The sequence below is a fragment of the Pseudomonas sp. MAG733B genome, from assembly GCF_036884845.1.
In the GTDB taxonomy this organism is placed as follows: Bacteria; Pseudomonadota; Gammaproteobacteria; order Pseudomonadales; family Pseudomonadaceae; genus Aquipseudomonas.
Window position 1 is genome coordinate 3,523,286 of sequence record NZ_CP145732.1, and the last position, 22,206, is coordinate 3,545,491.

18 protein-coding genes are annotated in these 22,206 nt (G+C 60.7%); 7 read left to right on the top strand and 11 right to left on the bottom strand.

Annotated features, from left to right (window positions below; genetic code table 11):
- The first annotated feature begins 95 nt into the window (after positions 1 to 95).
- From V6Z53_RS16405 to V6Z53_RS16420, 4 genes are all read left to right on the top strand, one after another.
- Positions 96 to 275, top strand: coding sequence for a hypothetical protein (locus V6Z53_RS16405; protein WP_007941320.1), 180 nt, complete (start codon positions 96 to 98; stop codon positions 273 to 275).
- Between the two features lie 208 nt (positions 276 to 483).
- Complete coding sequence (locus V6Z53_RS16410) at positions 484 to 609, top strand: hypothetical protein (RefSeq protein ID WP_256590244.1); 126 nt, start codon at positions 484 to 486, stop codon at positions 607 to 609.
- Positions 610 to 724: 115 nt separating this feature from the next.
- Positions 725 to 937, top strand: coding sequence for a hypothetical protein (locus V6Z53_RS16415; RefSeq protein WP_338586505.1), 213 nt, complete (start codon positions 725 to 727; stop codon positions 935 to 937).
- Complete coding sequence (locus V6Z53_RS16420; protein ID WP_338580630.1) at positions 934 to 1,191, top strand: hypothetical protein; 258 nt, start codon at positions 934 to 936, stop codon at positions 1,189 to 1,191. The genes V6Z53_RS16415 and V6Z53_RS16420 overlap by 4 nt, the downstream gene beginning before the upstream one ends.
- A 119-nt stretch (positions 1,192 to 1,310) precedes the next feature.
- On the opposite strand, the gene V6Z53_RS16425 is transcribed toward V6Z53_RS16420, so the two are convergent.
- Genes V6Z53_RS16425 through V6Z53_RS16435 form a run of 3 tightly spaced genes read right to left on the bottom strand, consistent with a single transcriptional unit; the run spans position 1,311 to position 6,786 of the window.
- The gene (locus V6Z53_RS16425) at positions 1,311 to 1,907 is read right to left on the bottom strand and encodes a glutathione S-transferase (protein ID WP_338580632.1); all 597 of its coding nucleotides are present in this window, start codon (positions 1,905 to 1,907) and stop codon (positions 1,311 to 1,313) included.
- Positions 1,904 to 5,545 (bottom strand): AAA family ATPase, encoded by a 3,642-nt coding sequence (locus V6Z53_RS16430; RefSeq protein WP_338580634.1) that lies wholly within the window; start codon positions 5,543 to 5,545, stop codon positions 1,904 to 1,906. Before V6Z53_RS16430 ends, V6Z53_RS16425 begins: the two co-directional genes overlap by 4 nt.
- Positions 5,542 to 6,786: an exonuclease SbcCD subunit D C-terminal domain-containing protein gene (locus V6Z53_RS16435; RefSeq protein WP_338580636.1), complete on the bottom strand. Its 1,245-nt coding sequence runs from the start codon at positions 6,784 to 6,786 to the stop codon at positions 5,542 to 5,544. Before V6Z53_RS16435 ends, V6Z53_RS16430 begins: the two co-directional genes overlap by 4 nt.
- 241 nt (positions 6,787 to 7,027) lie before the next feature.
- Here V6Z53_RS16435 and V6Z53_RS16440 point away from each other — a divergent pair, with 241 nt between their 5' ends.
- The gene (locus V6Z53_RS16440) at positions 7,028 to 7,498 is read left to right on the top strand and encodes a lytic polysaccharide monooxygenase auxiliary activity family 9 protein (protein ID WP_338580638.1); all 471 of its coding nucleotides are present in this window, start codon (positions 7,028 to 7,030) and stop codon (positions 7,496 to 7,498) included.
- Positions 7,499 to 7,576: 78 nt separating this feature from the next.
- Entirely contained in the window at positions 7,577 to 8,377 is an 801-nt protein-coding gene (locus tag V6Z53_RS16445) for a fibronectin type III domain-containing protein (protein ID WP_338580640.1), read from the top strand.
- A 93-nt stretch (positions 8,378 to 8,470) separates the two neighbouring features.
- On the opposite strand, the gene V6Z53_RS16450 is transcribed toward V6Z53_RS16445, so the two are convergent.
- The 7 genes from V6Z53_RS16450 to V6Z53_RS16480 form a co-directional block, all read right to left on the bottom strand.
- On the bottom strand, positions 8,471 to 10,111 hold the full coding sequence (locus V6Z53_RS16450) for a BatD family protein (protein WP_338580641.1): 1,641 nt from the start codon (positions 10,109 to 10,111) through the stop codon (positions 8,471 to 8,473).
- Positions 10,108 to 11,847: a VWA domain-containing protein gene (locus tag V6Z53_RS16455; RefSeq protein ID WP_338580643.1), complete on the bottom strand. Its 1,740-nt coding sequence runs from the start codon at positions 11,845 to 11,847 to the stop codon at positions 10,108 to 10,110. The genes V6Z53_RS16450 and V6Z53_RS16455 overlap by 4 nt, the downstream gene beginning before the upstream one ends.
- Positions 11,844 to 12,923 (bottom strand): VWA domain-containing protein, encoded by a 1,080-nt coding sequence (locus V6Z53_RS16460; protein WP_338580644.1) that lies wholly within the window; start codon positions 12,921 to 12,923, stop codon positions 11,844 to 11,846. Before V6Z53_RS16460 ends, V6Z53_RS16455 begins: the two co-directional genes overlap by 4 nt.
- Positions 12,916 to 13,410, bottom strand: a complete 495-nt coding sequence (locus tag V6Z53_RS16465; RefSeq protein ID WP_338580646.1) for a DUF4381 domain-containing protein — start codon at positions 13,408 to 13,410, stop codon at positions 12,916 to 12,918. Before V6Z53_RS16465 ends, V6Z53_RS16460 begins: the two co-directional genes overlap by 8 nt.
- A complete protein-coding gene (locus V6Z53_RS16470) occupies positions 13,407 to 14,351 on the bottom strand; it encodes a DUF58 domain-containing protein (RefSeq protein WP_338580647.1) in 945 nt (314 codons plus the stop codon). The genes V6Z53_RS16465 and V6Z53_RS16470 overlap by 4 nt, the downstream gene beginning before the upstream one ends.
- A gap of 5 nt (positions 14,352 to 14,356) precedes the next feature.
- Positions 14,357 to 15,316, bottom strand: coding sequence for a MoxR family ATPase (locus tag V6Z53_RS16475; protein WP_003218556.1), 960 nt, complete (start codon positions 15,314 to 15,316; stop codon positions 14,357 to 14,359).
- Positions 15,317 to 15,608: 292 nt separating this feature from the next.
- Positions 15,609 to 15,962, bottom strand: a complete 354-nt coding sequence (locus tag V6Z53_RS16480) for a hypothetical protein (RefSeq protein WP_338580649.1) — start codon at positions 15,960 to 15,962, stop codon at positions 15,609 to 15,611.
- A gap of 517 nt (positions 15,963 to 16,479) precedes the next feature.
- Here V6Z53_RS16480 and V6Z53_RS16485 point away from each other — a divergent pair.
- Positions 16,480 to 21,366, top strand: coding sequence for an NAD-glutamate dehydrogenase (locus V6Z53_RS16485; RefSeq protein WP_338580651.1), 4,887 nt, complete (start codon positions 16,480 to 16,482; stop codon positions 21,364 to 21,366).
- Between the two features lie 100 nt (positions 21,367 to 21,466).
- Here V6Z53_RS16485 and V6Z53_RS16490 read toward each other — a convergent pair whose 3' ends face one another.
- Positions 21,467 to 22,177: an ATPase gene (locus V6Z53_RS16490; RefSeq protein WP_338580653.1), complete on the bottom strand. Its 711-nt coding sequence runs from the start codon at positions 22,175 to 22,177 to the stop codon at positions 21,467 to 21,469.
- Positions 22,178 to 22,206: the final 29 nt, after the last annotated feature.

Here is a 22,206-nt window from a genome sequence, read left to right on the forward strand (position 1 = left end):
GCTACAAAGCATTTCAAGGCTTCGTTCCTCGAAGGTTAAGTTTGCTTCACGGCCCCACCGGGCAAGCAAGCCAACTGACTTCGAGGAATACCCGCATGAACTTCAATCTCTTCTCCGTAATCGCCGCTTCCGCCATCTCGGCCACTGTTGCATTGCCAGCCAGTGCCAACGTTGAAATCAGCGACAAAAAATCCCACACCCAGAGCTACACCCAGAAATACTTGCAACAAAGCGCCAACTTCTACGCTGCGCTGGATCACAAAGCCCAACACTGAAAGTTACTCCCTGCACCCTTTATGCAGGAGCGAAGTCACTTGCCGATCGAGTCTTGATGTCTCGCAAAGCGTTGAAGTGATGTCGCTCCTGCATAACGTGTTTGCGACACCATCAAATTGCCATCAAGGTATTGCTTGATATCACATGGCCACCGGTTTAAATTTGACGCGGATTTATTGACTCCTTCTCAAGAAAAGGATCGACAATATGGCGATGCGTCTGGCCGTGGTGCTGCTGTTCCTCTATTCCACTCCAATCCTGTCGGCTGCAGAGCCAATTTCCGGCGAACCTGACGCTGCCCGCGAGCGCATGATTAGTTTTATTGAAGACTGAAATAGTCTCGCTCAATGATCAACGAAGTTGATATTCGCTATAGATGAGACTCGTTGGTTCTCGGGGCTGTTTTGAATGATTCTGTGGACTCTGAAACATGTCCACGGAGTTCATCATGGCCCATGCAATCATCACTTCTGCCAAACGCGGCGCCTATGTGGCTATCGGTCTTTACCTGGTCATGGTGCTGGTCATCAGTCTTTCGCCGCAGTCGCAACAAACCTTCGAAGCGCCGATTCAAGTCGCCCATCCTGGCATTCAGTTTGAACACCGCGCCCAACAGGCGATGGTCGATCAGGCTGATCTCGCAGGAGTTGGCGGAGCATGAACAGATGCAAACTTTTGGTGATCGCCTTCCTGGCATTCATCACCAATGGATTTTCCTTGCTGGGGATCGGTCAGGGTTCGATAGGTGGGGTGGCACGAGCCATCGAGGCCAACCACAACATTGCGCGCAGCATCGAGACCGGCAAGGCCATGGGGATGCTGGCCGGTAACCCGCCGGTCGAACCTGAAAGCGGGTTTTTCGGGCCGTTCGAAGTGGACTGCTCGGTGATTGGAATGTGTGAAGTGTTGGCGTGAGAATCAGCGAAGTAAATTGTGGCGAGGGAGCTTGCTCCCGTCCGGCTGCGAAGCAGTCGTAAATGGGGCTGCTCCGCAGCCCAGCGGGAGCAAGCTCCCTCGCCACAATGCCAGTGCTGTCATTTTTTCATGATGGCGGTAAATAACTCTGAATCCAGAAACCGCTGCAACCATGCCTGTAAACGCCGATGGGGCGTCTGCGCGAACCACTCGCGATCGACATGGGCGAACTGGCGTATGAACGGCATCAGCGCCACATCGGCCAGGCTTGGATGGTCGGCCAGCAAGTAGTCACGTCCTTGCAGTAACTCATCGAGCTTGCGCAAGAACACTTCGCCCTCGGCGCGATAAGCCTCCATGGGTTGCTCCGGATAGCGTTCGGCGTACTTGTAGCGGTTCAAATGCACCTTGAAGGCCTGATCGTTCTCTCCGATCAGCGCGGTGATTTGTGCTTGTCCTTGCGGATCATCCTTGAGCAACCAGTCCTGCGGATCGTTCTGCGCCACGGCCCAGCGCATGATTTCCAGGCTTTCATCGATGACCTGATCACCAGTATTCAGCACCGGCACCGTGCCCTTGCTCGACAACGCGAGCATCTCGGCGGGCTTGGCCTTCAGACTGACTTCAACAATGTCCACGCCAACCTCCGCGTAACGCAGGGCCATGCGCGCCCGCATGGCGTACGGGCAGCGGCGAAACGAGTACAGCGTGATCATTTCACCTCCAGCGTGCTCAGGCCGTTGCCCTGGCGACGAACCTGAATCTGCACCGGAATCCGCTCGTGCATTTCCTGTACGTGGGAAATCACCGCGACCTTGCGCCCCTGCGCCTGCAAGCCGTCGAGGGCGTCCATCGCCAGTTGCAGCGATTCCGGGTCGAGGCTGCCGAAGCCTTCGTCGATGAACAGCGATTCGATTTTCAGCGTGCTCGACGCCATCGACGCCAGGCCCAGCGCCAGCGCCAGCGACACCAGGAAGGTTTCGCCACCGGACAGCGAATGCACTGAACGCAGTTCGTCACCCATCTCGGTGTCCATTACCAGCAATCCGAGCATGCTGCCGCCACGCTTGAGGCGATAGCGCCGCACCAGTTGCCGCAACTGGACGTTGGCGTGGTGCACCAACAGGTCGAGGTTGTAGGCCTGGGCGATCTTGCGGAAGGTGTCGCCGGTGGCGGAACCGATCAACGCATTCAGGCGCGCCCAGCGCTGGAACTCGGCGTAGGCGTCGGCAATTTGTTGCGCCAGGGCCTGATTGGCATTCTGTCGACGCTGGTCTTCGGCCTGTTCAGCGCGCAGTTCGGCACAAAGATGTTCACTGACGGCGTACTGGTTTTGCAATTCGGCGAGAGCGCTGTCGAGTTGTTCGGCGTCGAGATTGCCGTTGTGCTGCGCTTGATGATCGAGCAAAACCTTGTCGCGCTCCTGCACCAGGACGCTGGTCTGTTCGACGGCTTTTTCGGCGTGCTGCAAGCGTTGGCGCAGCTCGCTGACGTGAGCATCGTCGACCCGCAGCAGGTCTTCGAGGCCACCGTCATCCAGTTCCGGATGGCGGGCGCGCCAGTCAGCGATTTTGCCGACAAGATCACGTTCCTCGTTTTGCAGTGCTTGCAACCGTTCTTGCTGCGCCTTGAGTTCGGCGGCGATTTGCACCTGTTGCGTGAGGACGCTTTGCAGCGTCTGGGCGGTCGTGGCTTCTGTGCCGCGTGAGGTTTCCACGGCTTGTTCCAGTTGCTGCTGCCAATGCTCGGCGCTGCTGTGTGAACCGAGTAACTGCGCAAGTGTTTGCTGGCTCGCCTGCTGTTGTTCAGCGAGTGCGTTGAACTGTTGCTCGGCGACTTGCAGTTGCTGCACGCGGGTTTGTTGCCGGTCCTGTTCCTTCTCGAGGATTTGCTGGCGCTGTTGCTGTTCGGCCAGCTCTTCCTTCTGCTGATCGAGTTGTGCCAGACGCTCGGCGATCTGGCGGTCGAGCTGCATGAAGGTCGCAGCCGGCTCGATGCGCAATGCCTCCAGCGTCTCGGCGGGCAGCAGGCTGGCGAATGCGTTGAGTTCGTCGTCCAGACGCGCACGGTCGCTAGCGAGTTCGCGCTGCTGATTGTCCAGGTGCCGGGCCGCTTGCTGGTGCGCGGTTTCGGCGTGGCGCAGTTGCTGAGTCAGGCGCGCCGCATCCTGTTGCAGGGTGAGCAGGGCGGTTTGTCGTTGCTCATCCTGGCTGATGCTTTGGTTCAGCTGGCTGTTTTGCTGGGCGAGCCAGGCGTCACGTTTGGAGGCGTCCTGATTCAGCAGTGCGGCGGACAACGGGTGCGCTTCAAGGCTTGGCGCCAGGGCTTGTTGCTGGGTCGCCAGTTGCTCCTGCTGTTGCAGCAACTCCTTTTGCTGGGCGATCAAACCACCGACTTCAGCACGCAGGTCCGTGAGCTTTTCCTTGAGCAGGTCGACGGCTTTCTGCGCGTTGGCCTGTTCGCTTTCATCATGGCGGCCAAGGCTTTGCAACAGCGCCTCGGGCTGATGATACGGATGCTCGTTGCTGCCGCAGACCGGGCACGGCTGATCATCCTGCAACTGCGCGCGCAACTCCTCGACACTGGCACTGCGCGCCAGCCGTTGGCGTTCCAGCAGTTCGCGGGTGACGCTGAGGGTTTGCTCGGCGACGCTCAGTTCAGACTTGGTTTTTACCCCGTCCTGAGTCAGCCGCTCGCGTTCCTGTTGCGCGTTGAGTTGACGCTGTTGCAACTCGGCGCCGCGCTTGTCCAGTTCCTGCTGGCTGGCCCACAACCGCGTCAGGTCTTCGATGGCGCGCAGTTGCTTGCGGTTGTCCTGCAACAGGCTGCCGAGAATGCCGATCTGCTCGGCGACGGCATCCGGTTCGGCGCCGGCTTCCTTGAACAACACTTCCAGCTGCTGTTTCTGCGCAGAGAGTTCCTGTGCCGTGCGCGTGGCGTTTTGTTCGAGGCTGGCCAGTTCGGCCTGGCCTTTATTCAGTCGGTTGCCGATCAACATCAGCTGTTGCAGGCGATCGCGGTAGGCGTTCCAGGCATCGCTCAACGGTGCCAGATGGACACTTTGCTCCAGTTCGGTGGCGATGCGCTGCAAGTGCCCGGCGACCTGGGTTTGCTGATTGAGCAGGTTTTGAATCGTGCTCTGGCCTTGGGCGCAGGCCTGCTCAGCACTTTGCTTTGCCTCGGCGCTGAGGGCGGTGTCTTTGGCCAGACGGGCGAGGGTGCTTTGTGCTTCGAAGGCCTGACGCAACAGCGGTGCACTGTCGGTCTGCTGCTGTTGCGCTTCATTCAAGGCGATGCGCGCAGCGCCGATCTGTTGCTCCAGTTCGGTCTGACGCTGGCCAAGTTCGCCCTGTTGCCGGGATTGCTCGGAAATCAGTATCGCCAACGGTGCGAGCAGCGCATCGACCTCGGCCTTGCGGGCGAACTGATGCCGTTGCGGCGCCAGTTGCTCCAGACGGGTCAGCTTCAAGCGCTCGCCGTCGAGGCTTTGCCAATGGGTCTGTGCCGATTGCAATTGCTCGGTGGCGCTGTGTTGCGCGTCCTGTAGCTGGCGCAATTCCTTGAGCCAGGTGTGCTGCAATTCCAGCTGCTTGAGTTGCGCCTGCTGGAGTTTCAGCTGTTGTTGCGCCGCATTGAAGCGCTCATCCAGTTCCGCCCGGGCTTCGGGCGCCAACGGCGTGACACCGCTGGCCTGATCCTGCAACAGCTTGTGGGCTTCGCGAGCTTCTTTGGTCTTGTCGAAGGCGCGACGGCCGAGACGGGTGTAGAGCGCGGTGTCGGTGAGTTTTTCCAGCAGTTCGCTGCGGTCGTTGTCATCGGCCTTGAGGAACGCGCTGAACTCGCTTTGCGCCAGCAGCACGGCACGGGTGAATTGTTCGAAGTTCAGTCCCAGCGCGGCTTCGAGCTGAGCCTTGTATTCACCTTTCTGGCTGGCCAGCAGTTGATCCTGATCGATATCGCGCAAGCTCTGGCGACTGGCTTGCAGCTTGCCGCCGGCCTTTTCCCGGGCGCGATTGGCTTCCCAGCGCGCGCGATAACGGCGACCGTCGACGCCGACGAAATCGACTTCGGCATAGCCTTCGCCGGTGCCGCGACGCAGCAGGGTGCGCGGGTCGCCGGTGCCGATTTCGCCATCGGCGTCCGGCACCTTGGCGTCGCGCCCGGTGTTGTTCAGTCGCGGTACGGCGCCGAACAACGCCAGGCACAAGGCGTCGAGCAGGGTGCTTTTACCGGCGCCCGTGGGGCCGGTGATGGCGAACAGTCCGGCGCTGGCCAGCGGTTCGGCGGTGAAGTCGATTTCAAAAGGCCCGGCCAGCGAGGCGAGGTTTTTAAGGCGGATCGCGAGAATTTTCATGGCTGTTCGCTCTCCAGCTGTACGTCTTGCAGCAGCTCGGCAAAGTCCTTGAGGGTTTGCTCATCGACCTCGCTGCCGTAATTGTCCTGCCAGGCGCGGCTAAACAGTTCCTGGGGCGTGAGCTGGTCCAGTTCGATCAACGCGACACCGTCCTCGGCACCTTCACGACTGCCGTTGCCGGCGTATTCGGCGGCGATACGCACCAGGCGCACGGCCTTGCCTTGCAGGGCGGTTTCCACTTGATTGCGCAGGTCGGGTTGCGGTTCGTCGAGGCGTACCCGCACTTCCAGCCAGGGCTGGCGCTGGTAGTCGGCCAACAGGTCGATGTTTGGCAAGTCGGCCAGTTGCAGCAGGATCTCAGCCAAAGGTGCCGGGCCGATGCGTTGCAGATTGACTGCGCGCGGGATCAGTTTTGGCTCGACGCTGACCAGGGTTTCGCCATCGAGCTTGATGTCGAGAATCTGGTGTTGATAGCCGATCTCGGAGAACGACAGCGGAATGGGCGAGCCGCTGTAGCGGATGCGCTCTTCGCCGTTGACCTTCTGCGGTTTGTGCAAGTGGCCGAGGGCGACGTAGCTGATGCTCGGCCCGAACAGGCTGGCGGGCAGGGCTTCGGCGTTACCGATGATCAGGCTGCGTTCCGAGTCTTCCGACACCGAACCGCCGGCCATGTGCGCATGGCTGATGGCGATCAGCGCCTGGCCCTTCTTGCGTTTGGCGTTGGCCGCCTCGATCAGCCACTCGTGAACCTGGCCAATGCCGCGCAGGTAGTTGTCGCCCAAGTGCGCACCCGTGACTTCGGCCGGGCGCAGGAATGGCAACGCCAGGCACCAGGCGACGGTTTTACCTTTTGCGTTTGGCAGCGGTAACAGCAAGCGTTCGGCGTCGAGTTGCCCGTCGTCCAGCCACAACACCCGGCCCAACGCATGGGTGCGCAAGCGGCGCATCAACGGCGCGGGCAGTTCAATCCGCGAGCCGGAATCGTGGTTGCCGGCAATCATCACGATGGTGAGCAACGGTTGCTGCTCGTGGGCGCTGACGATGAAGTCGTACAGGCGTTCCTGGGCTTTGACCGGCGGGTTGACCGTGTCGAAGATATCGCCGGCGATCAGCAGCACATCGGGCTGATCCAGCTTGAGCTGACGCAGCAGCCAGTCGAGAAAACAACCGTGCTCGAAATCGCGATCCTGGCCGTGCAGGTTCTGCCCGAGGTGCCAGTCGGAGGTGTGAAACAGACGCAAGGCGAACTCCGTAGGAAAAAGGTAATGGCCGTAAGGAAATGGCGGCGGCGAAAGGTGGGAGAGTTTACTGGCAAATGCTTTGGGTTGCTGAAGGGCTTATTGCAAATCGCGGTGGAGCAAAACCGACGAACGACGCACCGAACTGTTATTTCTGACAGTGTGCATGGCGCCGGGCTGAGCGTTTACTGGTTGTCGAGGGCACGGATCCCTTGCAGCGAGTAAACAACCTTGGAGAAGCACCATGTCACAGCGTAATTCGAACGTAATCAGTCAACGCAACACACCGCGTCACGGTCATGTCTTTTCTCCCGCCTCACGAGCCTATTTTGCCTGGCAGGATGGCGACCTGGATGAAGGGGCGTTGAACCAGCGAGAGGCTGGTAAATTTTTCCCGGCAATCACTGGCGGCTTGAATGATCCTTTTGCTCCGGATGATGAGGTCAGCGCCGAGCCACCACCGGACGGGAAGATTGCCAGCGCGGGTCAACTGGTCGGCGCATTTCTCGATCAGCCCGGAGACCATTGGAGAAAACACGAAGTGCTGAGTGGCGAATCATTGCTCGTCTCATGGAACTTTACTGCAAACCACCCCGCCAGACGCTGGGACTATTTCATAACCGAAGAAAATTGGGACTCCAGCAAGCCCCTGGCGCGCAATCAGTTCGGCGCAACGCCGTTCCATACGGTGCAAAACCATTGGCAACCATACTGACAGTATCGAAATGAATTGGAGCCACCGTCCCCCACCACACATCAAGTGCCGCTACCCAAGCGCGAGGGTTACCACGTGATGTTGGCGGCGTACGTCGTTGCCGATACCGGGATGGCGTTCTATCAAGTCATTGATCTGGATTTCGGTCCGCCCGACGGGGGAGGCGAGCGCCCCGAGACGCCAACAGGGCTGACAGCCAGCGATGTTACAGACAGGCAGGTGGTGCTGACCTGGAACGAGGCGACCGGTGCAAATCCCATAGCCTTTTACCGAATTACGCGTAACGGGATCTCCTCGGTCGATGTTGAGGCACCGCTGCTGACCTGGACCGACCATGGCGTGGCCCCTGGTACCCTTTACAACTATTTTGTTTGCGCAATCGACACGCTCGGGAGCATTTCTCGACCAAGTCCTTCCATTGAAGTGCGCACGTTGTCGGAGGATGGGGCGCCCAGTGCCCCATTGAATCTGCACAGCATGAGCCAGACAGAGGCCAGCATCAGTCTCATGTGGGGAGCATCCTCTGGTCCGAAGCCGATCAAGAACTATCTGGTTTTTCGCAACGATCGAGAGGTGAAACGCGTAGGTGCGGATGAGACTTCGTTTGAAGACGCGGGCCTGAAGCCAGGTACTGAATACAGTTACTTTGTAAAAGCCCTCGATTCGGACTGCAAACTGTCGGCGTCCAGTAATGTCCTGAGTGTCAGGACCCAAGGTGGTGGTGAGTATCCGGCGTGGAAGCTGAATACTCAGTACGCAAAAAATGACGTTGTGAGCCACGCCGGACTGAACTGGTCCTGCACTCAGGCACATACGTCATATGTACCGGATTGGGCGCCTGGGGTAGGCGACAATGTGCTTTGGACAGAACACGCCTGAGCTGCTGACGGGCTCATCTTGAAGGGCTGACAGATGTTAAAGATCGCAGCTTTCGGCAGCTCAGAGGTATGCCGAAGGCTGCGATCTTTTGACTTATTTGGGATAAAGCGGCGGCAAGCCACTGTCGCCGACCGGGTCCTGGACGCGTTCGGCGATCGGGATCGTGCGGATCGCCCGCCACAGCTCTTCACCTTGCCAGTGCTGGCCGGTTTCGCTGTACAGCGCGCCGTTCAAGCCATCGAGGGCGTCGGACAGCGGGACGAAGCGGGCGGCCATGTCGGCCAGGGTTTCCGGTTGTTGCCGGGCCCAGGCGTCGAGGGCCTGGCGCGTGGCGTGGGAGTCGTTGGCCTGGCAGGCGCGTTTGAGTTCGTCGAGCACGGTGCGCGGGCTCGGGCCGGTTTGCGCGGCGCGCAGGATTGCCGGTTGCCAGCGTGCTCGCCACCACAGGCCGAAGCCCAGCAGGGTGGTGCACGCCAGGATCAGCGTGCTGAGCTTCCAGCGCCAAAGCGTTTCGCTGTCGGCGGCGGCGTTGAGTTGTGAGGTCCCGGCCGGTGTATCGACCATCAGGCTCGGATTGGCCGCCACTTGCAGGGTTCTGGCGGGCAGGCTGCTGTGTTCCAGATGGTCTTCGAAAGTGTTCCACCAGACCACTTCGACCGACGGCAATTCGATTGAGCCGCTTCGGGAAGGCACCAACGCTTCGCGATCTTCGCGGCTGCCGACCAGGCCACGTTCGCTGTTCTGATTACCCAGCACCGGTTGATCCGGATAGCGGCGCAAGCCACTGGCTTCGGTGCCGGGCAGCGGCGGCAGTTGCGTACTGGCTAGGCCCTCGGCCTGCACCGTCAGGCTGCGGGTCAGTGAATCACCGACCTGAACGTGCTCCGGTTCCGGATTCCAGGTCTCGCTGAGCGTCAGGCTGCGCGCCGGTAGCCAAGGCAGGTCAGCGGGGTAAGTGATGGGTTTGGGCTTGACCGTCAGCAGCAGTTCGCCGGAGCTGACACGCATCAGCTTGCCGGACTTCGGCGCCTGCGATGCGCTGTCCTGCGCGGGTTGTGCGTCCACCAGCGCGGCATTGAAGATCTGCCCCGGAATGATAAGTTCACCGCTGTGTTGCGGGTAGATGGCGTAGCGCATTTCGATTACGCCATGCCGCACGCCATTGATGTCTTTTTCGTAGGTGCGTGAGTCGCCCAGTTGTTCGATGCGTGCGTCGGGGATTTGCAGCGGTGGCAGGCTGCTGTCGTCGTACAGCGACACCGAATGGTAGATGCGCAGGGTCAGGATGGCCTGGGCCTGTACGTACACGCTGGTTTGATCGAGGCTGGCGTCGATGAACACCGCGGCCTGTTTGTTGGGGTTTTCCTGGGTTTCGCTCTCCACCACTTGCACGGTGATCGGCTGGCTCTGGATATCGCCCAGTTTCAGCGACGGGATCACCACGCTGCCGTTGTGCAGCGGCAGCAGGGTGACGATCCAGCGGGTGGTGGCGCGGTTGTCGCCGTTCAGCGTGTTCAACTGGTTGACCTGGCGGGTGCCACGGACTTCGAACAGTGGCTCCAGCGGCGCCAGGTCAGGCTTGCCGAACTGCGTCACGTCGTTGGATTCCAGGGTCAGTTCGATCGTCTCGCCGGAGTTCAGGCGCGTGCGGTCGACACTGGCGACCAGCTCCGCAGCGTGGACCTGGAAGGTGCACAGCAATGTGGCGAACATGAAGGCGGTGAAGCGGGTCATCGAGTTTTTCCCTGATCCTGATGTTGTTGCTGTTCGTACCAGAATTTGCGTCGGAGCAATTCTCCCGGATCATCCGGAATCTGCCGCAGCCATTGCTCCAGTGCCTGCTGCTGCTCGCCCTCGATGCTGTCGCCGACCGGGCGCATGGGGGGCGTGGTGTGTTGTTCGTCGCCCAGTTCGCTGCCCGGGACTTCATTGGCGCCGGGGCGCGGCGGGGTTGTCGACGGTTCGCCAACTTCGTGGCTGGCCTGTTGGTCGGCGGCTTTCGGTTCACCGGCAGTCGACGGTTGCGCCGCATCGCCCGGCGGTGGTTCCTGTTCTGAGGGCTTGGTGGTTTCGTCGGCGGTCTTGTCCGGTTCGGTGGCGGGTGGCGCAGTTTTCTGCTTGAGCAGATTTTCCACCAGTGCCTTGTTGGTCAACGCCGGGCGCAAGTCCGGTTGACGTTCAAGTGCCTGTTCGTACGCATCCAGCGCGGCCTCCAGCTCACCACTTTTGGCCAGGGCGTTGCCACGATTGTAGTGGGCGTGGGCATCGTTGCCTTCGGCGAACCGCTGGGCGGCAGCGCTGTAATCGCCGGCCTCGTACAGGGCCACGCCTTGCCACTGATGATCCTCGAAGTGCTGCGCGGCTTCGGCCGGGCGGTCCTGTTTGAGCAGGTGCAAGCCTTGTTGGTCGGGGCGCAGCCACAGGTCCTGGAATTCGAAGGCATAGCTCGGTTGCGGCAGCGCCAGCAGCAGCGGCAGGCACAGTAACCAGCCGCGACGACCGGCGCAGGCCGCCAGCAACAACAGCGGCAATAGCAGCCAATAACCCTGGTCGGCCCAGGTGTCGAGGCGCAGGGTCTGACCGTCGTTGCGCAGATGGCGCGGGCCGTCGAGCAGGCCGAGGCCGCGCAGATCGCTGTCGGTCAGGCGCGCGTGGCGATAGCGTCCATCCAGATCATTGGCGAAGGCTTTGAGGCCGGGCTCGTCCAGATGCGGCACCAGAATCGCGCCCTGTTCATCCTTGAGGAAGCTGCCGTCCTCCTGAGTGATCGGCGAGCCTTCGGCGGTGCCGATGCCGAGCATCAGGAACTGGGTGGATGTGCTGCTCAGCGCGCGACGAATGCCCTGGCGTTCCTGGTCCGTCAGCGACGATCCGATCAGCAGGATCCGCCCGTCGCCCAGTGCCGCTTGCTCCAGCAAGGCCAGGGCCTTGATCACCGCCAGATCGGCGCGATGACCGGCTTCGGGCATCAGCGACGGCTTGAGTGCATCGAGCAGATTGCGGCTGGTGGCCAAGTCGTCCGACAGTGGCACCAAGGTGTGGGCGCTGCCGGCATAGACCACGATCGCGGTCTGCGCATCGCTGCGAATTTGCAGCAAGTCGAAGAGTTTGCGTCGGGCCTGTTCCAGTCGATTGGGCTGAACGTCGGTGGCGAGCATTTCCGGGGTCAGCTCCAGAATGACCACCAAAGGGTCGGCTGGCTTCTGGCTGATTTGCTCGACACGCTCCCAACTCGGCCCCAGCAACGCAAATATGGTCAGCAGCCACGCCACACCCAGCGCCACCCAAGGCAGTTTGCTGTCACGACCGCTGCCACCGCGCAGCAGCGTCGCATGAAAGGCCGGCGGCAGAATCATCTGCCAGCGCCCGGCGCGTTTCTGCCGATGCCAGAGTTGCCACAGCAACCAGCCCAGCAACGGCAACAACAGCAGCCAAAAAGGGCGGAACCAGAAGGGCCAGAGCTCGCTCATCGGCGTCTCCGCAGACGCAGGCGCTTGAGGCGCTCGCGCCAGTCAGGCATTTGCGATTGCAAAAACAGATCCTTGGTAAACAGACGCTGCAATGGGTTGTCCGGCCAGAGCACGCGGGCGACCAGCAACATGCTCAGTAATAGCGCCATCGCCAGTGGCCAGTGATACAACGCCTGGGCCGGACGGGCCTGGGTCGGTTGCTGAGTCACGGGTTCCAGCTGGTCAAGGGTGTCCTTGATCGCTTGCAGTTCCTTGCCGTCGCGCGCGCGGAAATACTGGCCGCCAGTGGCGTCAGCGATTGCCTGCAAGGCCGGTTCCTCGAGGTCCAGGCTTGGATTGATGCCAAGAAAACCCAGAGAGCCGGTTTGCTCCGGATCGGCACCAATGCCGATCGGGTAGATTTTCACGCCTTCCTTGGCCGCCAGGCGCGCGGCGGTCAGCGGGTCGATTTCGCCACCGTTGTTGGCCCCGTCGGTCACCAGAATCAGCACGCGACTCTGCGCCGGGCGCTGTCGCAGGCGTTTGAGGCCCAGGCCAATAGCGTCGCCAATCGCGGTGTTCTTGCCGGCGATGCCGATGCGCGCTTCATCGAGCCAGACGCGCACGGTGTGCCGGTCGAAGGTCAGCGGCGCTTGAAGGTAGGCCTGGCTGCCGAACAGGATCAAGCCGACCCGATCACCCTCGCGGCTTTCGAGGAAATCACCGAGCAGATTCTGCACCAGCGCCAGGCGGCTGACGTCTTCGCCTTGCCACTGCATGTCGGGGAAATCCATCGAACCGGACACGTCCACTGCCACCAGCAGATCGCGGCCACTGGCGGCAATCGGCAACGGTTCGCCGAGCCATTGCGGGCGTGCGGCGGCAGTCAGCAGCATCAGCCACAGCAGCAGGTACGGAGCCTGTTGGCGCCAGGCCGGGAGGTTGGCCCGAGCGCGGCGTCGGGCCAGGCCTTCGAGGTCGCTGAGGAAACTGACCTTGAGCGCCGGTTCGCCACTGTCGGCCACCGGCAGCACGAGGCGCATCAGCCACGGCAACGGCAACAAGACGAAGATCCACGGCCAGGCGAACTCAAACATGTTTGCGAATCCAGGTATCGACTGCCTGGGTCAGGCCGGCAATCGCCTTGTCGTCGAGTTTGCATTCGGGTTTGTAGGCGCCTTCCACCAGCACCATCCAGCGCGTCAGGCCGGCTGCCGGGCAGCGGTTGTCGAGGAAGGCCAGCCATTTGCGTCCGTTGAGGGTGTGGCTCTGGCTGTACGGGTAATGGTTGCGGCACAGGCGCTTGAGCAGGCCGTTGAGTTGCTGCAGCCAGGCGCCGGCGGGGGCGCCGTCGTAGGGCTTGGGCATCAGCGCCAGCTCCGCCAGCGCAGCGACGCGCGCCGGGTCCAGCGGTTGTTCGGCGCGCACGATACGGTGTTTCTGCGGGATGAAACGCCGCAATTTCCACAGGCCGAAGCCAATGACAGGCAGTAGCAACAGCAGCAACCACCAGCCCGGCGCCGGTGGCCAGAAGGCGATCGGAGGCGGGGAGATCAGCGGTTGCAATTGCTCGAGGCCGCTCATCGAGCTTTCCCCGGTTTCTGCGGGTTCAGGTAGTCGCGCAATTGCTCGACCATCTCGCTCTGGGTGCTCAAGGGAATCAGCAACACCCGCAGCTTCTGTGCGAGCAATTCCCAACGGGCGACCCGAGCTTCAGCCTGGGCGCGATAAGTCTGGCGCAGGTCGTAATTGAGCGTGTCGAGTTCCAGTTGCGCACCGCGCTCGGCGAAGCGCAGCAAACCGGCAGCGGGCAGGGCGTGATCGAGCGGGTCGGACACCGGCAACAGCAGCAGGTCGCAATGCCGTGACAGCAGGCTCAACTGTTGCTCGGCACTTTCCGTGAGGGCGCGTTCGTCGCAGATCACAAACACCAGGCTGCCCGGTCGCGACACTTCCCGGGCGCGACGCAGGGCGATACCGAAGGCGTCGCGGTCCGGCTCGCTTTCGCTGTGCAGCGACTGATTGACCCGCACCAGACGGTTGAGCAATTGCAACAGGCTCTGTTTGCTGCGCCGGGGTTTGATTTCGTAGTGCTCGTTGTCGCCGAACACCAGCCCGCCGACCCGATCGTTATGCCCGAGCGCAGCCCAACCGATCAGGCTCGCGGCCTGGGCGGCCAGCACCGATTTGAACATCAGCCCCGAACCGAAAAACAGCCGACGGCTTTGCTCGACCATGATGAAAATCGGTCGTTCGCGTTCTTCATGGAACAGCTTGGTGTGCGGCTCCTGGGTCCGCGCGGTGACGCGCCAGTCAATGGTGCGCACGTCGTCGCCAGCCTGATAGACCCGCACCTGATCGAAATCCACACCCCGGCCACGCAGTTTGGAGTGGTGCAGGCCGATCAGCGGGCTGCGCTGGCTCGGTGTGGAAAACAGCTGCACTTCACGCACGCGGTGGCGCATCTCGATCAGCTCGGCGAGCGTGATACGGATACCCGGTTCGGGCGGCAGATTGGCGTTCATCGGACTCAAGCGACGGCTACGACGTCGAGAATCCGCTGGACCACCCGGTCCTGATCGATGCCGGCGGCTTCGGCTTCAAAGGAAAGAATGATGCGATGGCGCAACACGTCGAACAGCACGGCTTGAATGTCTTCCGGGCTGACGAAGTCGCGCCCGGCGAGCCAGGCGTGGGCACGGGCGCAGCGGTCGAGGGCAATGGAGCCGCGAGGGCTGGCGCCGTAGGCGATCCACTCGGCCATTTCCGGGTCGAACTTGGCCGGCGTGCGCGTGGCCATGACCAGTTGCACCAGGTATTCCTCCACGGCATCGGCCATGTACAAACCGAGGATTTCCTTGCGTGCGGCAAAAATCGCCTGTTGGCTGACCCGGCGCTCGGGCTTGGTTTCGCCATTCAGCGCTTCGCCACGGGCCTGTTGCAGGATGCGGCGTTCGACAGCGGCGTCGGGGAAACCAATTTTTACGTGCATCAAAAAGCGGTCGAGCTGCGCTTCTGGCAGCGGATAGGTGCCTTCCTGCTCGATGGGGTTTTGCGTGGCCATCACCAGAAACAGCGGCGACAACTCGTAGGTGCTACGACCGACGCTGACCTGACGCTCGGCCATGGCTTCAAGCAGTGCTGACTGAACCTTGGCCGGGGCGCGGTTGATTTCGTCCGCCAGCACCAGGTTGTGGAAGATCGGACCTTGCTGGAACACGAAACTGCCGGTTTCCGGACGATAGATTTCCGTACCGGTGATGTCGGCAGGCAAAAGGTCGGGGGTGAACTGGATGCGATGGAACTGGGCTTCGATGCCTTCGGCGAGTTCTTTGATGGCCTTGGTCTTGGCCAGACCAGGAGCGCCCTCGACCAGCATGTGGCCGTCGGCAAGCAGGGCGATGAGCAAGCGCTCGATGAGTTTTTCCTGGCCGAGAATCTGCGTTGAAAGAAAGGTTCGCAGCGCTAGCAGCGCTTCACGATGTTCCATCGATGACTGTTCCTGCAAAAGGGTGGCCAAGGGCGTGCGTAATACGCCAGGGCTGGGGGCGTTACTTTAATCCATCGCGGGGGGCGGCGACTAACGGCATTTTGTGCAAAGTGCGGGAAAGGGTCGGGAGATTGGTCGGATTTTTTGTTGAGCAACAGTCTTGAAGTGACCGCCAGGGCCCCATCGCTGGCAGGCCAGCTCCCACAGGTATTGGCGGTGTACATGATATCTGTGCGACACATCGGTCACTGTGGGAGCTGGCCTGCCAGCGATGAGGCCAATTCAGACACCTTCAAATCTGGCTGATGAAGGTCCCGGTACCTTTAAGAATGTTCTGCAAGGTTTCCTCAACTTCCGCCATATCCACCATGTCCGGGTTGAAGGTGATCTCCAGCACATCATCCCCATTCAGCGCATCGGCATCCGCCGCTGCAATTTCAATCTTCAACAGGGTAGGGCTCAACGTGACCTTCACGCCGTCCAGCGTCGAAGGCTCGCCATCCAGGGTGATCTCCAGCTCGTCTTCGTCCGGATAGCGGCTCATCAGGAACATCTCGCCCTTTTCGCTATGGCAGCAGAGCATGGCCATGTTGTCTTCCTCGTCGTCGCACGGGTTGACGATCAAGAGGGCGGTGGTCATTTGCATGGGAAATTCCTGGCTCGACGAGCATTGTGAAGACGAACAAAGGGCGATTCTGCCAGCCCACGCACATTTATGCTCGTCCGAGTGTCAGAGGATGTGTCGTGAACGGCAGAAGTGTTGCTGGTCATTTCTGGTACGGATGTGCCGGAAATTCGGGCATAAATCGGCCAAAACTGCATACGGCTGCTAGTGTTATCCGATGCGCCGCCGCCACGCTGCGTACCGTTGACCGAATATGTCGCAGCACCGCAAGCACGGGCCTTGCCGCACTCGTTAAGCTGCGCAACGGATGAGCACCCGTAAAGACATTGCGCTGCACGCAGCCCAGTCGTTTTTGCAGATGCCCATTCACGGAAGGTGAATGTGACCCGAGTGTCTCGTCCAGCTTCACCCACCTGTCACCCTGTTTCCTCTGCCCGAGAATCAGGAACCGGGTGACGGGTAGCTTTGAAACATAGCCCCGAAAGGGGTGTTTCGCGCGACGCTTCCATCAATAACAAGCCCAAGCGGAGTACCACAGATGGCGTTCTTCACCGCAGCCAGCAAAGCCGACTTCCAGCACCAACTGCAAGCGGCACTGGCGCAGCACATCAGTGAACAGGCACTGCCACAAGTGGCGCTGTTCGCTGAACAATTCTTCGGCATCATTTCCCTGGATGAACTGACCCAACGTCGGTTGTCCGACCTCGCTGGCTGTACCCTTTCTGCGTGGCGCCTGCTTGAGCGCTTCGATCACGCGCAACCGCAAGTGCGCGTCTACAACCCCGATTACGAACGCCACGGCTGGCAGTCGACCCACACCGCGGTCGAAGTGCTGCACCACGATCTGCCATTCCTGGTGGACTCGGTGCGCACCGAGCTGAACCGTCGCGGCTACAGCATCCACACCCTGCAAACCACTGTGCTGAGCGTTCGTCGCGGCAGCAAGGGCGAGTTGCTGGAAATCCTGCCCAAAGGCACCCAGGCCGACGACGTGCTGCAAGAGTCGTTGATGTACCTGGAAATCGACCGTTGCGCCAACACCGCTGAACTGAACGTACTGACCAAAGAGCTGGAGCAAGTGCTCGCCGAAGTACGCGTCGCGGTTGGCGATTTCGAACCGATGAAAGCCAAGGTCCAGGAAATCCTGACCAACCTGGACAACAGTCGTTTCGCCGTCGATGCCGACGAGAAGAACGAAATCAAGAGCTTCCTGGAATGGCTGGTGGGTAACCACTTCACCTTTCTCGGCTACGAAGAGTTCGTGGTCAGCGATGAAGCCGATGGTGGCCACATCGCCTACGACAAGGATTCCTTCCTTGGCCTGACCAAACTGCTGCGCGCCGGCCTGACCTACGATGACCTGCGCATCGAAGACTACGCCGTGAACTACCTGCGCGAACCGACCCTGCTGTCGTTCGCCAAGGCCGCGCACCCAAGCCGTGTACACCGTCCGGCTTACCCGGATTACGTGTCGATCCGTGAAATCGATGCCGACGGCAAGGTCATCAAGGAATGCCGTTTCATGGGCCTGTACACCTCGTCGGTGTATGGCGAGAGCGTGCGGGTCATCCCGTACATCCGCCGCAAGGTCGCGGAAATCGAGCGGCGCTCCGGCTTCCAGGCCAAGGCTCACCTGGGCAAGGAACTGGCACAGGTACTGGAAGTGCTGCCGCGCGACGATCTGTTCCAGACTCCGGTGGACGAGCTGTTCAGCACCGTGATGTCGATCGTGCAGATCCAGGAACGCAACAAGATCCGCGTGTTCCTGCGCAAAGACCCGTACGGCCGTTTCTGCTACTGCCTGGCCTACGTGCCGCGTGACATCTACTCCACCGAAGTGCGCCAGAAGATCCAGCAAGTGCTGATGGATCGCCTGAAAGCCTCGGACTGCGAGTTCTGGACCTTCTTCTCCGAGTCCGTGCTGGCCCGCGTGCAGTTGATCCTGCGTGTAGACCCGAAAAACCGCCTCGACATCGACCCGCAGCAGCTGGAAAAAGAAGTGGTGCAGGCTTGCCGCAGCTGGCAGGACGACTACTCGGCCCTGACCGTCGAAAGCTTCGGCGAAGCCAACGGCACCAACGTGCTGGCCGACTTCCCGAAAGGCTTCCCGGCCGGTTACCGCGAGCGTTTTGCAGCGCATTCGGCCGTGGTCGACATGCAGCACCTGCTGAGCCTCAACGAAAAAAATCCGCTGGTGATGAGCTTCTATCAGCCGCTGGGCCAGGTGTCCGGTCAGCGCGAGTTGCATTGCAAGCTGTACCACGCCGATACCCCGCTGGCACTGTCCGACGTGCTGCCGATCCTGGAAAACCTCGGCCTGCGCGTGCTGGGTGAGTTCCCGTATCGCCTGCGTCACACCAATGGCCGCGAGTTCTGGATTCACGACTTCGCGTTCACGGCTGCCGAAGGCCTGGACCTGGACATCCAGCAACTCAACGACACTTTGCAGGACGCGTTCGTCCATATCGTTCGTGGCGATGCCGAGAACGATGCGTTCAACCGCCTTGTACTGACTGCCGGCCTGCCGTGGCGTGACGTTGCGCTGCTGCGTGCCTACGCCCGTTACCTGAAGCAGATCCGTCTGGGCTTCGACCTGGGTTACATCGCCAGCACCCTGAACAACCACACCGACATCGCTCGCGAGCTGACCCGGTTGTTCAAGACCCGTTTCTACCTGGCGCGCAAGCTGAGCAGCGACGACCTTGAGCAGCGTCTGGAACACGCGATCCTGACCGCTCTGGACGACGTTCAGGTGCTCAACGAAGACCGCATCCTGCGTCGCTACCTTGATCTGATCAAAGCGACCTTGCGGACCAACTTCTACCAGACCGACGCCAACGGCCAGAACAAGTCGTACTTCAGCTTCAAGTTCAATCCGCACTTGATCCCTGAGCTGCCGAAGCCTGTGCCGAAGTTCGAAATCTTCGTGTACTCGCCACGCGTTGAAGGCGTGCATCTGCGCTTCGGTAACGTTGCTCGTGGCGGCCTGCGCTGGTCCGACCGTGAAGAAGACTTCCGTACCGAAGTCCTGGGCCTGGTAAAAGCCCAGCAAGTGAAGAACTCGGTCATCGTGCCGGTGGGCGCGAAGGGCGGCTTCCTGCCGCGTCGCCTGCCACTGGGTGGTAGCCGTGACGAGATCGCGGCCGAGGGCATCGCCTGCTACCGCATCTTCATTTCGGGCCTGTTGGACATCACCGACAACCTGAAGGACGGCGCCCTGGTGCCACCGACCAACGTCGTGCGTCATGACGACGATGACCCATACCTGGTGGTGGCGGCGGACAAGGGCACTGCAACCTTCTCCGACATCGCCAACGGCATCGCCATCGACTACGGCTTCTGGCTGGGTGACGCGTTTGCATCCGGTGGTTCGGCCGGTTACGACCACAAGAAAATGGGCATCACCGCCAAGGGCGCGTGGGTCGGCGTACAACGCCACTTCCGCGAGCGCGGCATCAATGTCCAGGAAGACAGCATCACCGTAGTGGGCGTCGGCGACATGGCCGGTGACGTGTTTGGTAACGGCTTGCTGATGTCCGACAAACTGCAACTGGTTGCTGCGTTCAACCACCTGCACATCTTCATCGACCCGAATCCGAACCCGGCGACCAGTTTCGTCGAGCGTCAGCGCATGTTCGACCTGCCACGTTCGGCGTGGTCGGATTACGACACCAGCATCATGTCCGAAGGCGGCGGTATCTTCTCGCGCAGCGCGAAGAGCATCGCGATTTCCCCGCAGATGCAGGAACGCTTCGACATCAAGGCCGACAAACTGACCCCGACCGAACTGCTCAACGCCTTGCTCAAGGCGCCGGTGGATCTGTTGTGGAACGGCGGTATCGGTACTTACGTCAAGGCCAGCAGCGAAAGCCACGCCGATGTCGGCGACAAGGCCAACGATGCACTGCGCGTGAACGGCAACGAACTGCGCTGCAAAGTCGTGGGCGAGGGCGGTAACCTCGGCATGACCCAACTGGGTCGTGTGGAATTCGGCCTCAATGGCGGCGGTTCCAACACCGACTTCATCGACAATGCCGGTGGTGTGGACTGCTCCGACCACGAAGTGAACATCAAGATCCTGCTGAACGAAGTGGTTCAGGCCGGTGACATGACCGACAAGCAACGCAACCAGTTGCTGGCGAGCATGACCGACGAAGTCGGCAACCTGGTGCTGGGCAACAACTACAAGCAGACTCAGGCCCTGTCCCTGGCAGCCCGTCGCGCCTTGGCGCGGATTGCCGAATACAAGCGCCTGATGAACGATCTGGAAGGTCGCGGCAAGCTGGATCGCGCCATCGAGTTCCTGCCTGCCGAAGACGCACTCAACGAGCGCATCGCCGACGGCCATGGCCTGACCCGTGCCGAGTTGTCGGTGCTGATCTCCTACAGCAAGATCGACCTTAAGGAGCAGCTGCTGGGCTCCCTGGTGCCGGATGACGACTACCTGACCCGCGACATGGAAACCGCTTTCCCGCCGACCCTGGTGAGCAAGTTCTCCGAAGCCATGCGCCGTCACCGTCTGAAGCGCGAAATCGTCAGCACCCAGATCGCCAACGACCTGGTCAACCACATGGGCATCACCTTCGTTCAACGACTCAAAGAGTCGACCGGCATGAGCCCGGCGAATGTTGCGGGTGCATATGTAATTGTTCGGGATATCTTCCACCTCCCGCACTGGTTCCGTCAGATTGAAGCCCTGGACTATCAGGTTTCCGCCGACGTGCAACTGGAGCTGATGGACGAGCTGATGCGTCTGGGCCGTCGCGCCACGCGCTGGTTCCTGCGTGCCCGTCGCAACGAGCAGAACGCTGCCCGTGACGTCGCGCACTTCGGCCCGCATCTGAAAGAGTTGGGTCTCAAACTCGACGAGTTGCTCAGTGGCGAGATCCGCGAAACCTGGCAGACCCGTTATCAGGCGTATGTCGAAGCCGGTGTGCCGGAGTTGCTGGCGCGCATGGTGGCTGGTACTTCGCACCTGTACACCCTGTTGCCGATCATCGAGGCTTCCGACGTGACTGGCCAGGATCCGGCCGAGGTAGCCAAGGCTTACTTCGCCGTGGGCAGCGCGCTGGACATCACCTGGTACATGCAACAGATCAGCGCTCTGCCGGTTGAAAACAACTGGCAGGCCCTGGCCCGTGAAGCGTTCCGTGATGATGTGGACTGGCAGCAACGTGCGATCACCATCTCGGTCCTGCAACAGGGCGACGGCACTCAGGACGTGGAAACACGCTTGGCGCTGTGGATCGCGCAGCACGGCAGCATGATCGAACGCTGGCGTGCCATGCTGGTGGAAATCCGTGCCGCCAGCGGCACTGACTACGCCATGTATGCAGTGGCCAACCGTGAGCTGCTGGACCTGGCGTTGAGCGGGCAAGCGGTAGTGCCTGCCGCTGTCGCCGTCGAGCTGGAACCGGCGGCCTGATCAGGCGTTGAATGAAAAAGCCCCGCATTGAGAGATGCGGGGCTTTTTTTGTCTGTGGGATTTGTGGTGTTTGTGCTGGCCCGCGATGGGGCCATTGATTTCAATACAACTTCTGACCCGTTGCAGTATCAATCATCGATACATTACTTGTCGGACTAGTCAGTAAATTACTGAGCGACTGGTCAAACTTCTGCAATGCCCTTACTTGCACATTTTGTTGTTCGTTAATGTCGGCAACAATCTCTTCGCTACGTTTGAAGTCTGCCCATACCGGGCTGAGCGCTTTGGCGTCATAACCTTGGGCAGTGGCGATGTAGTTGAAGTTGCTGTCATAAAAATCCGCGCTGACTTTGGATTCAACGTCCGAACTGCGTGAGGTGATCAACTGGCTGCGGCTGTCGATGATGGCGACGACATCCGGTTTCGCGGCTTTCAGGCTTTGCATGTCCGGATACACCGTGACCGAACCGAACTGCCGTTGCAGCGAAGCCTTGACCCAGTCTACTGCAAGGTCGGGTTTGGAGGTGGCGACGTAGGCGTCGTGGATGTCCTGCACCAGCAGGCTCTGACCGAAACCGGTGCCGGCATTGGCCTGGTAATCCTGCAGGTAGGCGCGGTTGGCCTGGGTGTTTTGGCTGTACACCACGCCCAGGGAAACATTGCTGCCGTTGGAAATGCGGGTCGCGTTGCTGCGGCCTACCGGTTCGGTGAAGATTCCGTCCAGCGAGGAAACCGCCGAAGGCGCCGTGGGCACCGAGCAGCCAGCCATGAGAGCAGCCAACGATAACGTACTGACAAGTGCAAGTTTCATTGTGTTTCTCCAGTGAAACAACATCAGTA

Bases quoted from the DNA above. Each gene is read 5' to 3' on its own strand.
- V6Z53_RS16470 (WP_338580647.1), bottom strand. From the start codon at position 14,351: ATGAACGCCAATCTGCCGCCCGAACCGGGTATCCGTATCACGCTCGCC.
- V6Z53_RS16490 (WP_338580653.1), bottom strand. From the start codon at position 22,177: ATGAAACTTGCACTTGTCAGTACGTTATCGTTGGCTGCTCTCATGGCT.
- V6Z53_RS16455 (WP_338580643.1), bottom strand. From the start codon at position 11,847: ATGAGCGAGCTCTGGCCCTTCTGGTTCCGCCCTTTTTGGCTGCTGTTG.
- V6Z53_RS16475 (WP_003218556.1), bottom strand. From the start codon at position 15,316: ATGGAACATCGTGAAGCGCTGCTAGCGCTGCGAACCTTTCTTTCAACG.
- V6Z53_RS16410 (WP_256590244.1), top strand. From the start codon at position 484: ATGGCGATGCGTCTGGCCGTGGTGCTGCTGTTCCTCTATTCCACTCCA.
- V6Z53_RS16430 (WP_338580634.1), bottom strand. From the start codon at position 5,545: ATGAAAATTCTCGCGATCCGCCTTAAAAACCTCGCCTCGCTGGCCGGG.
- V6Z53_RS16465 (WP_338580646.1), bottom strand. From the start codon at position 13,410: ATGAGCGGCCTCGAGCAATTGCAACCGCTGATCTCCCCGCCTCCGATC.
- V6Z53_RS16460 (WP_338580644.1), bottom strand. From the start codon at position 12,923: ATGTTTGAGTTCGCCTGGCCGTGGATCTTCGTCTTGTTGCCGTTGCCG.
- V6Z53_RS16440 (WP_338580638.1), top strand. From the start codon at position 7,028: ATGTCACAGCGTAATTCGAACGTAATCAGTCAACGCAACACACCGCGT.
- V6Z53_RS16405 (WP_007941320.1), top strand. From the start codon at position 96: ATGAACTTCAATCTCTTCTCCGTAATCGCCGCTTCCGCCATCTCGGCC.
- V6Z53_RS16485 (WP_338580651.1), top strand. From the start codon at position 16,480: ATGGCGTTCTTCACCGCAGCCAGCAAAGCCGACTTCCAGCACCAACTG.
- V6Z53_RS16425 (WP_338580632.1), bottom strand. From the start codon at position 1,907: ATGATCACGCTGTACTCGTTTCGCCGCTGCCCGTACGCCATGCGGGCG.
- V6Z53_RS16415 (WP_338586505.1), top strand. From the start codon at position 725: ATGGCCCATGCAATCATCACTTCTGCCAAACGCGGCGCCTATGTGGCT.
- V6Z53_RS16420 (WP_338580630.1), top strand. From the start codon at position 934: ATGAACAGATGCAAACTTTTGGTGATCGCCTTCCTGGCATTCATCACC.
- V6Z53_RS16480 (WP_338580649.1), bottom strand. From the start codon at position 15,962: ATGCAAATGACCACCGCCCTCTTGATCGTCAACCCGTGCGACGACGAG.
- V6Z53_RS16450 (WP_338580641.1), bottom strand. From the start codon at position 10,111: ATGACCCGCTTCACCGCCTTCATGTTCGCCACATTGCTGTGCACCTTC.
- V6Z53_RS16445 (WP_338580640.1), top strand. From the start codon at position 7,577: ATGTTGGCGGCGTACGTCGTTGCCGATACCGGGATGGCGTTCTATCAA.